This is a genomic window from Allomuricauda sp. F6463D, assembly GCF_023015965.1.
GTDB lineage: Bacteria > Bacteroidota > Bacteroidia > Flavobacteriales > Flavobacteriaceae > Flagellimonas.
Window position 1 is genome coordinate 986,138 of sequence record NZ_JALKAN010000001.1, and the last position, 15,034, is coordinate 1,001,171.

The window sequence follows — 15,034 nt, forward strand, 5'->3', positions numbered from 1 at the left end:
CCCCTCAGTAAAGATACAAAGGGGGATTATACAATAGGCATTAGCTAAATAATAAATAAAAGGTCATATTTTGTCTCTTCAACAAGGTTTTCAAAATACTATAACGCTAATTCAATTTTAACCTTTAATCCTCTTGCCTTTCTTATCACTTAAAATCAAGCTATTGAGCTGGTCCATTAATTTACCAAGCTCTTGACTTAATTCTTCATAGACTTGGTATGCACCATCCGTTGGTCTTGCTTCGGCACTATCAACAATCAAGCTTAAACTGGCAAGTTTGTTATTAAGCTTTATAGGATAATTCAAAGGATCTTGACGACTCTCATTTTTAACCTGATATAGTTCGCTTTCAATGGCATTCAGTTTTTTCAGAATAGATTTCCTGATTTTATCACCCTTTTCTTGCTTATACTCCCTAATACTGATGACAGCCTCATTTGCTTCACTAAATTTGTCTCTTAGATTCAACAAAAGGTCGAATTGTTTTTCCAAATCAGCCAGGGTCACACCCTGTACTCTTGGGTCCATTTTTACTTCAAACTCACGGGTCTCACTTTTACCGTTAGCAGTTACCTTAACCTGATATTCACCTGGAAGCACCATAGGTCCTCTTTTGGGACGGGCAGACCATAAGATCATTTTATCAAAGACCGTAGCACCAGGATAACGAAGGTCCCAAGTAAAGGTGTTTAAGCCAACATGATTGGATGGCACATCTTTATCCTTTTCCTTTTTATCCTTCTCTTCTTCCGATGCCTCTTCTTCCGATGTCTCTTCTTCCGTAGGTTCTTCGTAGACAAATTTCCTTATCGTATTTCCGGAAGAATCCATGATCTCTATGGTCACATTGTCAGATTCTTTTCCTAAATAATACTGAAAAACAGCATCCTGCACACGTCTTACTGCGTAATATGGTGTATATAGGTGCAAATCCTTTTGTGCAATATCTTCTTTGTATTCACGAATTGGAGAAATATCATCCAAAATCCACATAGACCTTCCATGTGTAGCAATGGCGATATCTTTTTCGTTAACCACCAAATCACGAATTGCCACATCAGGTAAATTCAATTGGAATGATTTCCAATTTTCTCCCTCATTAAAGGATACATACATGCCATGCTCGGTTCCAGCATAAAGCAACCCAGGCACTTTGACATCCTCACGAATAGCGTGCACATAATGACCATGGGGAATTCCATTGATTATTTTTTTCCAGGTCTTGCCGTAATCATCTGTTTTATAAATATACGGAGCCCGGTCGTTCATTTGATAACGCTTAATGGCGACATAAGCCGTTCCTGCATGATGTCTTGAAACATCGATAATACTTATCCTAGAATGCTTCGGAACATCTGGCGGGGTTATATTTTCCCACGATTCTCCATGGTTTCTGGTAATATGGATCAATCCATCGTCTGAACCTGCCCAAATAGTGTTTACATCATGGTGTGATGGAGCCAAGGCATATACAGTTGCATACAATTCCGGACCACTCATATCCAATGTGATAACGCCACCGCTCTCACCCATGGTCTCAGGATCTGCATAGGTAAGGTCTGGACTGATTTTCGTCCATGACTGTCCCCGATCATTGGATGTCCATACATGTTGTGACGTAACATACAGCCTATCACTGTCAACTGGAGAGAACACGATTGGGTAAGTCCAATGCACTCGTTCTGGAAGTGTTTCGGCGGGCTCTCCCATAAAATATCGAGGATACGGCTCTATTCTTCTACTTTCTCCTGTTCTTCTGTTGTAACGGGTCAACACTCCTGAATAACTCCCTGCATAGAAGATATCTAAATCTTTAGGGTCTTGGGCAATATATCCGCTCTCACCACCTCCAACAGCATATTGAGGCGTTGATTTTTTTAAGGTATTGGTCCTTGCCGTTAGAAAGTTCCAACCTTCACTTGGAACGGCAATAGTACTATTATCTTGTTGGGCACCTGCCACAAAATAAGGAAAATCATTGGTTGCTGTGATATGGTAAAGCTGTGCCGTCGGGAAATTTTCGTCCGTCCAGGTCTTACCTCCGTTCACAGAAATAGTCCCCCCACCATCGTTAGCCTCTGCCATACGCATCGGATTGCTTGGGTCTATCCATAAATCATGATTATCACCATGGGGAACTTTGATTTCCGTATCAAATTTCTTCCCGCCATCCGTCGATTTCCAGAAATTCACATTTAAAACATAAACAGCCTCCTTATCTTTCGGATCAGCATAAATACGGGTATAGTAAAATGCCCGTTGACGAAGTTTTCTTTCACTATTGGTCTGTTCCCAGGTCTTTCCGCCATCATCTGAACGGAACACACCTCCATTGTTGGCCTCGATTATGGCCCATACACGATTGGAATCTACTGGGGATACGGTAACCCCTATTTTTCCAATTGGAGCTTCTGGCATTCCTGGGCGATTGCTCAGTTCTTCCCAGTTTTCTCCTCCATCAGTGGACTTGAACAAACCTGAGGCTCCACCTCCACCCCACATTTTCCATGGAGTTCGATAAACTGCCCAAGTGGAAGCATAAATAGTATTGTGGTCTGATGGATCAATAATCAGGTCTACAGCTCCTGCTTTAGGACCTTTGTACAGAATTTTTTTCCAAGTATCGCCTCCATCTGTTGTTTTGTAAACCCCTCTATCTTCATTAGGACCAAAAGGATGTCCCAAAACAGCAGCGTATACAATATCGGGATTCGTAGGATGAACACGTATACGTGCAACAGTCTGGGAATTTTTCAATCCAGCATGTTTCCAAGTTTTTCCGGCGTCTGTTGATTTATAGACTCCATCGCCTTGCATAATATTGCCTCTGAACTGGGATTCCCCCGTGCCAATATAGACTATGTCCGGATTACTGTCCGCAACATCCACGGCACCCACAGAAGATGAATTTATCTGCCCATCGGTTACGGGATCCCAGGTATTTCCCCCATCTGTAGTTTTCCAGAGTCCTCCACCGGTGGCTCCGAAATAATATTCATTAACTCTATCCTTGTGGCCGGCAACAGCTATCGAACGACCACCTCTATAAGGCCCCACAAGCCTGTATTCCATTGATTTAAAAAGTGTAGTATCCACCGGTTCGCTCTGTGCTGATAGATCAGAAACGAAAAGTGATATACACATACTCAAAAGAGCAACTGCATAGTTTTTCATATATTTAATTTGGTTCATAATTATTGACTTTAAGGTTATTGAATTAACGATAGGCTTCGTTTTGTTCCATGTTCGGATTGGCATCAAGCTCGAACCTTGGAATAGGGAAAACTGCCCTGCCTATTTCAGGAATGCTTACAGCGGGTCCGTTCATCCGATCAATATTTTGCAATACATCCATAATTTGTCCTGTACGGGCCAAATCAAAAAAGCGATGACCTTCAAAAGCGAATTCCAATTTACGTTCGTTCCAAATAAGTTCCAATACTTCTTCCTTGGTACTTGGAGTTGTGGTTATTTCATCAACTCCTGCTCGTGTACGCACCTCGTTCAAATCATCTATTGCATCGTCAAGTTCCTCCATTTGAGCCAAGGCTTCTGCCCTGTTAAGGTACATTTCAGCAATACGTATGATATATATATTGTCCAGACCTCCTGCTTTTTGGTATTTAGTTTGAAAATGTCCATTAGATTCTGAAAACCCAAAAAGTTGTCCCCTCACATCCAAAGGATCTGCAGTAGCTTCCAAATAAAAAGCTTCATGCGAGGTTAAATCACCCCTACCGCCATTAGGGTTGTACCAGTTTCTGATACCACTTTGATCTGAAGAATTAAAATCCAATTCAAAAATTGATTCTTGATTTGATTTTGTATCGAAAATATCAAAGAAATCTGGGTTTAAAGTATAGTTTGAATCAGTTATAACATCTGATGAATAGGTAATCACATCCTCATAATATCCCAAATAAAGGTACAAACGGGACAATAAAGCTCTCGCAGCTCCTTTTGATGCAACGGTCTTGTCATCTGTTTCCGGCAATAATTCCTCGGCACTCAACAGATCCTCTTCAACGGCCAAATAGGAGTCCAAAAGCGCTGGTCTTTCCGGGTAGGTTATATCCTCAATAGATCCGGTAGCTTCACGAATTACCGGCATCCCCATGGTCCCTACAACCCCAGGAACACCTCCATATACCCGATTCAAATCAAATAGGGCTAAAGCACGCACAAAATAAGCCGCTCCCAACATGGCATCTTTACTATCCTCGGGTATATCCTCCAAAGCTGCAACTTTATCTAAAACATTGTTGGCCATGTTTATCGTGGAATTGGCTCTTTTATAAAAATTGTCATTTTCCGTATTTCCCGCGGCCGACACTTCATAAGTGTCCATTTCCCTGTAAAAATCCCAGGTACCTATACTTTGGGCAATATCAGAAGATACATCGCTCATGATCAAAAAGTTATCTCCGTAGTAATCAGAACTCTGTAGTTCATTGTACATTCCATTAACTGCAGCGTTTGCACTTGTCTCATCAGTTACCACAGCTGCTTCTTCTACCTGGTTTTCCGGCGTCCTTTCAAGAATGTCATCGCAGGCAGTTATAATCAACAATCCAAGAAATGGGAGAAACTTTGAAAAGTTCTTTCCATTCATTATTAAGATCTTATACATAGGATTTCTATTTTTTAAGTTTATTATTCCAAACATTGGGATTTCCTTATTAAAAGCTCAAATTAATTCCTGCCATAATCGTCATAGGCGATGGAGTAGTAAAAAACTCCACACCTTGGGTCAAGGCAGTATCTGCCGTTGCTGTCACTTCTGGATCCAATCCAGTATAATTTGTAATGGTTATTATGTTCTGACCGGAGACATATACTCTAGCGGAAGACACTTTTAATGCTTCTGTAATTTTCGAGGGAAGCTCATATCCCAATGATATGTTCTTAAGCCTAAGATATGATCCATCTTCAACAAAACGTGAAGGCCTTAAATCCGATGCATAATTGGCCGCACTCATCCTAGGAATATCGGTAATATCACCCGGTTGTTGCCATCTTCCCAACTGAGAAGTGGTAAAGTTGGTTCCACGGCTTCCTCCATGTTCCATGAAAAAACGAGTAAAGTTCAGCTGCTCGTTTCCGTAAGAGAATTGCCAGAAAAAACTAAGGTCTATTCCTTTATACTTCAAAGTATTGGTAAGTCCCCCAAAAAAGTCGGGATTAGCATCTCCTACCAAGTACCTGTCGGAGCTAGTGGAGAATTCCCCATCGCCATCATGGTCTTCAAATATGGCATCACCCGTTTGGGGATCCACACCGAGTTGCTTATGCATATAATAGGAATACATAGGAGCACCTTCTTCATAACGGAACAAATCCCTGTTATATACATTAAAAGGAGCTACCAAATCCAATATCTTATTCCTGTTTCCAGAAATATTCCCATTAATATACCATGTAAGGTCATTATCTAAAGGGAAAACTTCCACGCCTAGCCCTACTTCTATCCCCTGATTTTGAATAGCTCCGGAATTTTGGATAACAGATTCAAACCCTGAAGTGGTGGGAACAGGAACTTCCAACAACAAATCTTCTGTTTTCTTATAGTAATATCCAGCATTGAAAGTTACCCGATTATTAAACATGGCCATATCCATACTTATATCTGTCTGTTTGGTAGTTTCCCATTTAAGTTTTGGGTTTTCAAGTTGCATCGGACTCACACCAGGATTTGATGTATAAGAGGCACCTTCCCATAATCCAACGGAATTAAAATTGGTGATTCCACTTTGGTTTCCAGTAATACCATATCCAACCATCAATTTTAAATTATCCAAAAACTTCACTTCATTAAGAAATTTTTCCTTTGATATAACCCATCCCAGTCCTACCGCAGGAAATACCCCCCAACGATTGTCTTTTCCAAAACGGGATGAGGCATCTCCCCGAAGATTCAAGGTTACCAAGTATTTTTGTTCAAAATTATAATTCACCCTTGAAAATATGGATGCAAGACCATAACTAGTACTTCCCGAGCTAGCATCCAATATGGCAGCGGATTGAATTTCCCTAAAATCATTAGTGGGAAATCCGGTACCACTAGCAAACCCATATCTTCGAATTGACTTTTGCATGGAATTCCCAACAAGGACATTAAAAGAGTTCTTCTCCAAATTAAATTGATAGCTCAGTACATTTTCCTGTATCCAGTTGTAGTCGTCAAGAGTAAAGAGCTCTGCACTTCCCTGTACGGCACTACCTTCATTGGTATTGGTATTTCTATATTCGGTCTCTCTGTTGTTGGTATAGTCAGCACTAAAAGATGACTTTAAGCGCATTCCAGGCAGTATTGAATACTCTGCATATATAGAGCCTAAAAACCTACCTGTCTCCATAGCTATGTCCACATCATTGATCGTTGCCAAAGGATGGTCAATTGTGGGGATACGGTTATAATTCCCTTCTTCATCATATATCTGCATGTTGGATGGATAAAAATATGATCCAGAAAATGCTCCGGCAATTTGGTCACTATTGGGAATTATATCTCTATTGGAACGAGAATATAGCATACTTGTTCCTATATTGAGTTTGGGATTTACACGAAAATCCAAGTTTACACGCCCAGAAAAACGTTCAAATCCAGAGTTCTTGATCAATCCTTCTTGAGAATAATTGTTGGCAGAAACATAATATGTTGCTTTCTCCCCTCCGCCTTTTACAGACAAATCAATATTACGGATAGGTGCGCTGTCATTTACAACCAGGTCATTCCAATCGGTATTGACCGCATTTTCAGGGCTTAAATAGGGCTCAGGATTTCCGTTGTTTCTGGCACTTTCATTCTTTAACATCTCAAACTGCTCCCCTGTCACCAAAGAAGGTTTTTTAACGAAGCTCTGTAACCCGCCATAAACTCCAACACTGACAACTGCCTTGTCCCTAGTACCTTTTTTAGTGGTAATCAATACTACTCCGTTTGCCGCTCTGGAACCATAAATAGCAGTTGCGGATGCATCCTTTAATATATCTATTGACTCGATATCTGCAGGATTGATGTCAGCTATTGGACTTACGGTAGCTCCCCCCACATCATTTTGAGACAGGTTTCCACTTTGAATTGGAATTCCATCCACTACATAGAGAGGGTCACTTGATCCACTAATGGAAGAAGAACCACGAATCCGGACAAAAACCCCACCACCTGGATCTCCTGAATTAGTCGATACATATACCCCTGGTGCACGACCTTGTAGTAACTGATCTGAACTGGCCACTGGCAGATTCTCAATTTCCTCCGCCTTTACAGAAGAAACATTACTGGTCAATGTTTCGCGATTCTGCTCACCATAACCAACAACAACAACTTCTTTAAGTTGCTCTGAATCCTCAACCATTGTAATATTTATATTGGTTCGGTTGTTCACCTCAACTTCCTGGGGTTTAAATCCTAAATATGAAATCACCAATATGGCATCTGGGGGAACAGTCAACGAGAAATTTCCATCAAAATCCGTTTGGGTTCCGTTTGATGAACCCTTTTCCACAACATTTGCTCCTGGCAAGGGAACCCCCATATTATCAGAAACAACACCTCTAATTTCTTGTTGTAGTAATTGAATATCATCCCGAACAGAAGGTTCTTCAACTGTTTGAGATTTCACAGCCTTATTTACAATAATCTGTCTCCCTTCTATTGAATAAGTCAATTGGGTACCCTTTAACACCGTATTGAGAACTTCTGATATATCGCTACTGTCTATGCTTACAGTGACTTTTTTATTGAGTAACGCAATATCACTTTCATATAAAAACCGATAATTAGTCAGGGATTCAATTTTTTTGAATACCTGTTCAACAGTCACGTTTTTTACATTTAAACTTAGTGGAGCACTGGCTGGTTTATAATTTGCTTGGAGCTGGTAAAAAGTCAACACCAAAAAAAATGAAAACAGAAGTACTTTTGGCCTTTGAAAAGAAAGATTCTTAGGCATAAAATTCTTAGTTAGTTTTTCTTTCATGCTATTTGAGTTTGAGGTTAGTTATAAGTAATCTTGATTGGTAATCTATGCTAACAATATTTCTCTAAAAAAGAGTGGCATAATTTAAATTTTAGGTTTAGCTCTTATTTTTTCGATCACATTTTTATTTAATTAGTATTTCTTTTCCATTTATTTGGTAATCGTAAGAAAGGATTTTTCTCATTGATTTCAGGACATGCTCTATCGTTTCAATTTGGACGCTGAACCGGGCATTTAATTTTTTATGGTCCAAATCTGGGTTCATATTTTTTATTTGAACATTGTATCTCCGTTCCAACATCACTAAAATTTCTTTAAACGGGGTATCCTGAAAAACCAATTCACCACCTATCCAACTGGTATAAAGCTCTATATCGACTTCTGATATATCCGAAGAAAGTGTAGCCTTGTTCCATGACCCTTTGGTCCCAGGCTTAAGAATTATGTCTCCATCATCTGTCTTTGAATTTCGCATTGCAACCGCACCTTCCACAAGAACCGTCTGGATTTCTGGGTTTTCGGGATAGGATGACACATTGAATTCTGTGCCAAGCACTTCCACCGTGACTGCATCTGAACGCACTAAAAATGGATGGGCCTTATCTTTGGCAACATTAAAAAAGCCTTCACCTTCAATGTACACCTCCCTTTTGTTCCCTTCTATAAATTGTATGGGGTACTTTATAGTTGTGCCAGAGTTCAAATGAATCAAAGTACCATCCGATAGCTCTAGTTCAAAAACTTGCCCATAGGGAATACTCAATTCATTATATACAATTGTATCCAACTTGTACTCTGAAAGGTATTTTAGCCTGTTTCCATCTTGTTCAGCAATGACTTCCCCAGAAGTAGAGCGTAATTGCCCATTCCCGTCTTCATCTATGATTTGAACATCTTGATTGTCCCTCCTTAAAGTAATTACCTCTCCATCATTAATTTGTTGTCCCTGCTTCACTATGGTTGGAGGTGATTGAACCAAAAATGCAGTTGTAATCAGTATTACAACTGCTGCTGCATATCTAAATACATTTTTCCATAAAGGAACAATTGGCGTTTGTTTATGGTCCAAGCCATCTGTAAACTTTAACCACTCTTCATCAACATTGAGCGATTTTGTGGCCTCTAAATAGCTTTTCACCAATCCCTTCTCGTAAAGATTTTCTACCAGCTCTTTTTCCTGATAAGTCAGATTTTTAAATAATTCTGGCTCAATAATTTGAGAAGATTCAATCTGTTCAAGTATAGTTCTAAGTCTCTCTTTTTTCACCATTTTAATGTTATCCTATTAATAAGTAAGTAAACTTTTATCCTCGGGTGACAGTTGTTTGTATTTTTTTGAATTTTATTCAATAAACCATACAATCACACTAACTTTTTCACACATTTCATTGGTGATCTTTATTTTTATTAAAGATTTTTTTTAATTTCATCACCGATGTTTCTTGAAGTGTGAAAGAAGAATCCAAAATTGCCAGAACCGAAATTGAACTTCAATTCAAAGAAAATTATGAATTGTTGCTGATTACCTCATATTCAATTGTTAAGGATATAAATACCGCCCGCGACATTGTTCAGGATTTTTTTGAATATTATATAAATCGAAAAAGGTCTATTGCCATAAGGACTTCTTTCCAAGCTTATGCGGTGCGTGCGGTAAAAAATATGAGCTACACATTTTTAAAAAAAATGGACAGGGAACAATCCATGCTGCAAAAGCTTCGCTCGGAGGAGGAAACCATAACCTATCCCTCTACCGAGGTCGCCCAAAATGAATATGATATTATCAAGTTACTTGATCGTTTACCTGATAAAAGAAAGGAAATATTCAAGTCATCCGTTTTGAACGGCCTAAGCTATTCCGAAATTGCCGAAGCGAATGGAATTTCGGTCAATACGGTAAAAACCCAGATTAAAAGGGCGTATGCTTTTTTGAGAGCCATTGTAAACGTACCGTAGCTGTAGATTGACTGTCTTGATATGGACATCAATGTATATCCACTCACACCCCAATACCATACACACGTTTTATATCTCTAAGCTGTTCAAGTGCGGAAAGAAAGTAGCAAGAACATACTGAACATTTCATAGGATTCAACAATAGATTACAACTCCCTAATCTTTATGTTACGGAACCATGTTTCAAAATACCAAGATTGTAATGCTATTTTGCCTTCCGTGTTCTGTTCCACTCCCCTTGTTTTATCTCAACCTAATTTAGTTGGGGCGAGAAAATATAGAGGCACCCAGGTCGTTTTTCAGGAACATCATAATCCATGTGGTCCGCGTCCAAAACTTGATATTCCGAGCCACTTTGCCATGCAGTTGGCACCTCGGGTAGTTCCTAATATATTGATAAAAACCCCACTGTTCCCGTTTCTAACTATCCTTCATTCCAACGAAAGCTCATAATTGGAATATAATTCCTTCACAACAGTGATAGATACTATAAGCGGTTCAAGACCTACGATCATTTGGCAACGATGCCCTATGCGACCTTGAGCGGGGTAAGTTCCTTAAGGGAACCGCCTACTGTACTATTGGCCTGTGAAGGCAGAATTGGGCATTTGAACCTAAAACATTTTCCAAAGCGGAGTACATTGTCCGATGCCAACAAGAACCGTAGCAGCGAGGTGTTCGCCAAGATCTATTATTCGTTGTTTGACAGGTATCGTTCGTTTTTATCGGACAGCAGTCCGCTCTCTTTACCGATAAGAAATCTGAAAATTGTTGATTCCATCACCATAAGCCTTTTCAGTGATATCTTGAAACGGGTCGGCCGCAACCCCATCAATGGAAAAAGAAAGGGCGGCATAAAGATGCATGCGATGATAAACGCACTGGAAGATGTTCCTTGTTTGGTTCACTTTACCAGTGCCGCCACCCACGACCATACCTTCTTAAAAGAGCTCGACCTGAAAAAAGGTTCCTTTGTCGTTTTCGACAAAGCGTACAATGATTACGGGCAATACCTGCAATGGACGGCGGATGACATCTATTTCGTGACCAGACAAAAGGAAAATGCGGTCTACACCGGCATTGAAGAATTTGACCAATCTGATACCACGGGTGATGCGGTCTTGAAAGATGAGCGTATCAGCGTTCAAAAAACGAGGCAGGGACATTGAACTGAGACGTATCGCATATTGGGATGCCGCTAAAAACAAAATCTTTGGGTTCATAAGTAACAACTTTTTGATCTCTCCCGATAAAATAGCTGCCATTTACAAACACAGATGGCAGATAGAGATCATGTTCAAGAGGCTCAAACAGAACTTTCCGCTTACGTATTTCCTGGGCAACAACCAAAACGCCATCGAAATCCAGATATGGTGCGGCCTTATCATACAGTTGCTCATGTTGGTGGTACAGCGAAGGACACGGCGCAGGTGGGCATACCCCCATATGGTATCAATGGAACGGATCCATCTGATGACCTACATCGACCTGTTCAAATTCTTGAAAAACCCTGGCCATACTTGGGAGTACCTGACAACAAAACCGCCGGATAAACAACTGATATTGTTCTAAAGTTCTCATGCTAATGGCCCAAACAAAAAACAAAACGGTCTGTTAGGCTCAATGACCCTTTCCAAGGAAAATCATATTTTAGTCGAACCCTAATATTTTTGAATATAAATTAGAACCATTTTTGATTTGAAACTTGTTTTTGCCACCCATAACGACCATAAGCTGAAAGAAGTCCAGCAATTGCTTCCGAAAAGCATTCAATTATTGTCTTTAAAAGACATTGATTGTTTTGATGAAATTCCAGAGACAGGAACCACATTGGAAGAAAATGCTAAAATAAAAGCAGATTTTGTAACCAAGACCTATGGTCTTAATTGTTTTTCGGACGATACGGGATTGCTCGTTGATGCATTGAACGGGGCTCCAGGGGTGTTTTCAGCACGCTATGCAGGTGAACAAAAAAACGATAAGGACAATATGGTTAAATTATTATCTGAACTAAAAGGGGCCAACAATCGGTCGGCACATTTTAAAACCGTTGTGTATTTAAACCTAAAGGAAGATAGTTACACTTTTGATGGTATTGTCGAGGGCCACATAACCCACGAAGAACATGGAAATGGTGGTTTTGGCTACGACCCTATTTTTAAACCCAACGGATACGATAAAACCTTTGGTGAACTGCCCTCAACCACTAAAAATACGATCAGCCATAGAGGTAGGGCCATGGCAAAATTGGTTGAATTCTTAAAAAATAAAGAGTTGTAACTCCTACCGAATAAAATTAATGTACCTTTGCCGCTTTATTAACGCCGCCGGTATGGGCAAGGTGTTGTGATGGGCTAAAACGGGTTATACGAAAATCGCTCTGTGCGACACAAACATATTTGCGATTTAAGGTATATACACCGCTATGACAAAATTTGAAGCCTTGGGGTTAGATCAACCCCTATTGGATGCTATTTCCGACCTCGGATTTGAATCCCCCTCTGAAGTACAAGAAAAATCAATCCCAATTTTATTGGACCAAGAAACCGATTTGGTGGCCTTGGCACAAACAGGAACGGGTAAAACCGCTGCCTTTGGTTTTCCGATGATCCAAAAAATACAATCGGAAAGCAGAACTACACAAGGATTGATCCTCTCTCCTACCCGAGAGTTGTGTTTACAGATTACAAACGAGTTAAAACTCTATTCCAAATACGTAAAAGGACTGAATGTAGTCGCCATTTATGGTGGCGCCAGCATTACGGAACAGGCCCGGCAAATAAAAAGAGGAGCACAGATTATTGTGGCTACTCCGGGTCGTATGAAAGATATGATCGGCCGAAGAATGGTCGATATCTCTAAAATTGACTATTGTGTACTGGATGAAGCCGATGAAATGTTAAACATGGGCTTCTTTGAAGACATCAAGGATATTCTTTCCAATACACCCAAAGAAAAATTTACTTGGCTTTTTTCGGCTACTATGCCCAAAGAAGTGGCCACGATTGCCAAAAAGTTCATGGATAAGCCCATCGAAATTACGGTCGGGTCCAAAAACGCAGGAGCATCTACCGTACAGCATGAGTATTATGTAGTAGGTGGTCGCGACCGTTATGCAGCACTTAAACGTTTGGCCGATGCCAATCCTGGAATCTTTTCCGTAGTGTTCTGTAGAACCAAAAGAGATACCCAACGTGTTGCTGAAAAACTTATTGAAGATGGATACAATGCAGGTGCACTTCATGGAGATTTAAGCCAGAATCAAAGAGATTTGGTCATGAACTCGTTCAGAAAAAAACAGGTTCAAATGTTAGTGGCCACCGATGTTGCTGCCCGCGGTATTGATGTGGATGATATCACTCACGTAATTAACTACCAATTGCCAGATGAAATCGAGACCTATACGCACCGAAGTGGCCGTACAGGACGCGCAGGGAAATCTGGAATTTCAATGGTTATTGTTACTCGATCTGAAATACGCAAGATCAAAGCCATAGAAAAGAAGATCCAACAGGAGTTTTTGGCCAAAAAGATTCCAGATGGAATAGAAATCTGTGAGATACAATTATATCATTTGGCCAATAAGATCAAGGAAACAGAAATAAACAACGAGATTGAAAGCTATCTCCCTGCCATAAACGATGTTTTGGAAGGCATTGATAAGGACGAACTCATCAAGAAAATTGTTTCCGTAGAATTTACACAGTTCTACAACTATTATAGTAAAACCAAAGACCTAAATAGCCAGGATTCCGGTAAGGAACGAGGAAATTCCAAAGGCGATATCCCATCAAACGGTTCTGTTAGATACTTTATCAATGTTGGTGAGCGAGATGGTTACGATTGGATGTCCTTAAAAGATTTTCTACGTGACACCTTAAAACTGGAGAAAGAAGATATTTATAATGTTGACACAAAAGACACGTTCTCTTTCTTTAATTCTGATGCACAACTAACCGAGTTTATCCTTCAAACCTTTACCGAGTTTAAGATAGATGGGCGTTTTATCAATGTTGAAGTTTCCAAAAACCCTGGTGGTAGTGGTGGCGGAAAAGGAGGCAAAAAACGTCGCGGCAGAAAAAGTGGAGGTCACAGAGGAAGCAGTAATAAATCCTATAAAGGTGGCAAAAAAGGGAGTTATGGAAAAAAAGGTGGCAAGAAAAAACAGGGGTTTTATTAGTTAATTCTATATTAAATGGTAAGCCTCTACTATTTATTTTTCTTTGTTTAGTACTTTTATAGCTACAAAGGTTGCATGAGAAGATTACTACTTTTACTACTGACCTTGGTATCATCACTAGGTTTTGCTCAAATTGAAGGTGAAGAAACCCAAGAAATAAAGCAGTTTACCGCAACGGTAATCAACGCCCAGACGGAATTTCCTTTGGAAAGTGTGCACGTGGTGAACCTTAATCAGGTAAAAGGTACAATTACCAATCAGAATGGTAAATTCTCCATTCCTGCTGCTGTAAATGATACCCTGTACCTGTCTTATTTGGGTTTTAAGACCCAGAAAGTTAGGGTCACCAACGATATGTTCAGGTTCGGAAACACTGAGATTGCCCTTACAGAGTTGGCGTATGCTCTTGAAGAAGTAATTGTAACACCATACCAGCTTACTGGGTATTTGGAAATCGATGTTAAAAACCTTCCGGTGAACAACGCATACCAATATAGTATTTCCGGTCTATCCACCAGTTATGAGGCCGGAAACAAAAGCCCCAGCGCGGTAACCAAAGTATTAGGAGCCATTCTCAACCCAGCCGACTTGTTACGAAATCTTTTTGGAAAAAAACCTCGGCAGCTACGTAAGTTGCGCCAGATAAAAGAAGATGATAATATTAGGGATTTATTGGCCTCCAAGTTTGATAGGGAAACACTCACTGAGCTTTTGCAATTGGAAAAAGTGGATATTGAGGATATTCTTAATAACTGCAATTACTCCAAATCGTTTATTAAAACAGCCAATGACCTTCAAATCTTGGATGCTATCTCCAGCTGTTATGAAGAATATAAAGTACTGAATAGAAATTAATAATATCTTGTAAAGCTAGGTAGTGGGATAGACTTTTACAGCTATAAATAAATTTTATATT

The 15,034-nt window shown here is 39.9% G+C and carries 10 protein-coding genes; 6 read left to right on the forward strand and 4 right to left on the reverse strand.

Annotated elements, in window-relative coordinates:
• Nucleotides 1-117: 117 nt before the first annotated feature.
• From MWU56_RS04330 to MWU56_RS04345, 4 genes are all read right to left on the reverse strand, one after another.
• On the reverse strand, nucleotides 118-3,174 hold the full coding sequence (locus tag MWU56_RS04330) for a VPS10 domain-containing protein (RefSeq protein ID WP_247042593.1): 3,057 nt from the start codon (nucleotides 3,172-3,174) through the stop codon (nucleotides 118-120).
• Nucleotides 3,175-3,217: 43 nt separating this feature from the next.
• Entirely contained in the window at nucleotides 3,218-4,630 is a 1,413-nt protein-coding gene (locus MWU56_RS04335; RefSeq protein ID WP_247042595.1) for a RagB/SusD family nutrient uptake outer membrane protein, read from the reverse strand.
• Between the two features lie 49 nt (nucleotides 4,631-4,679).
• A complete protein-coding gene (locus MWU56_RS04340; protein WP_247042597.1) occupies nucleotides 4,680-7,982 on the reverse strand; it encodes a TonB-dependent receptor in 3,303 nt (1,100 codons plus the stop codon).
• A gap of 124 nt (nucleotides 7,983-8,106) precedes the next feature.
• Entirely contained in the window at nucleotides 8,107-9,252 is a 1,146-nt protein-coding gene (locus MWU56_RS04345) for a FecR family protein (RefSeq protein WP_247042599.1), read from the reverse strand.
• Nucleotides 9,253-9,431: 179 nt separating this feature from the next.
• Between MWU56_RS04345 and MWU56_RS04350 the strand changes: the two genes are divergently transcribed.
• The 6 genes from MWU56_RS04350 (at nucleotide 9,432) to MWU56_RS04370 (ending at nucleotide 14,973) form a co-directional block, all read left to right on the forward strand.
• The gene (locus tag MWU56_RS04350; RefSeq protein ID WP_247042600.1) at nucleotides 9,432-9,938 is read left to right on the forward strand and encodes a sigma-70 family RNA polymerase sigma factor; all 507 of its coding nucleotides are present in this window, start codon (nucleotides 9,432-9,434) and stop codon (nucleotides 9,936-9,938) included.
• 524 nt (nucleotides 9,939-10,462) lie between these two features.
• Entirely contained in the window at nucleotides 10,463-11,107 is a 645-nt protein-coding gene (locus MWU56_RS16515; RefSeq protein ID WP_262917799.1) for a transposase, read from the forward strand.
• Nucleotides 11,067-11,510, forward strand: coding sequence for a transposase (locus MWU56_RS16520; RefSeq protein ID WP_262917776.1), 444 nt, complete (start codon nucleotides 11,067-11,069; stop codon nucleotides 11,508-11,510). The genes MWU56_RS16515 and MWU56_RS16520 overlap by 41 nt, the downstream gene beginning before the upstream one ends.
• 126 nt (nucleotides 11,511-11,636) lie before the next feature.
• On the forward strand, nucleotides 11,637-12,218 hold the full coding sequence (locus tag MWU56_RS04360) for a non-canonical purine NTP diphosphatase (RefSeq protein WP_247042601.1): 582 nt from the start codon (nucleotides 11,637-11,639) through the stop codon (nucleotides 12,216-12,218).
• A 145-nt stretch (nucleotides 12,219-12,363) separates the two neighbouring features.
• Nucleotides 12,364-14,118, forward strand: a complete 1,755-nt coding sequence (locus MWU56_RS04365) for a DEAD/DEAH box helicase (protein ID WP_247042602.1) — start codon at nucleotides 12,364-12,366, stop codon at nucleotides 14,116-14,118.
• A gap of 75 nt (nucleotides 14,119-14,193) precedes the next feature.
• Nucleotides 14,194-14,973 carry a carboxypeptidase-like regulatory domain-containing protein gene (locus tag MWU56_RS04370; protein WP_247042603.1) on the forward strand — a complete coding sequence of 260 codons (780 nt, stop codon included), beginning with the start codon at nucleotides 14,194-14,196 and terminating at the stop codon, nucleotides 14,971-14,973.
• Nucleotides 14,974-15,034: the final 61 nt, after the last annotated feature.

Bases quoted from the DNA above. Each gene is read 5' to 3' on its own strand.
- MWU56_RS04330 (WP_247042593.1), bottom strand. From the start codon at position 3,174: ATGAAAAACTATGCAGTTGCTCTTTTGAGTATGTGTATATCACTTTTC.
- MWU56_RS04345 (WP_247042599.1), bottom strand. From the start codon at position 9,252: ATGGTGAAAAAAGAGAGACTTAGAACTATACTTGAACAGATTGAATCT.
- MWU56_RS04370 (WP_247042603.1), top strand. From the start codon at position 14,194: ATGAGAAGATTACTACTTTTACTACTGACCTTGGTATCATCACTAGGT.
- MWU56_RS04340 (WP_247042597.1), bottom strand. From the start codon at position 7,982: ATGAAAGAAAAACTAACTAAGAATTTTATGCCTAAGAATCTTTCTTTT.
- MWU56_RS04365 (WP_247042602.1), top strand. From the start codon at position 12,364: ATGACAAAATTTGAAGCCTTGGGGTTAGATCAACCCCTATTGGATGCT.
- MWU56_RS04335 (WP_247042595.1), bottom strand. From the start codon at position 4,630: ATGTATAAGATCTTAATAATGAATGGAAAGAACTTTTCAAAGTTTCTC.
- MWU56_RS16515 (WP_262917799.1), top strand. From the start codon at position 10,463: ATGCCCTATGCGACCTTGAGCGGGGTAAGTTCCTTAAGGGAACCGCCT.
- MWU56_RS16520 (WP_262917776.1), top strand. From the start codon at position 11,067: ATGAGCGTATCAGCGTTCAAAAAACGAGGCAGGGACATTGAACTGAGA.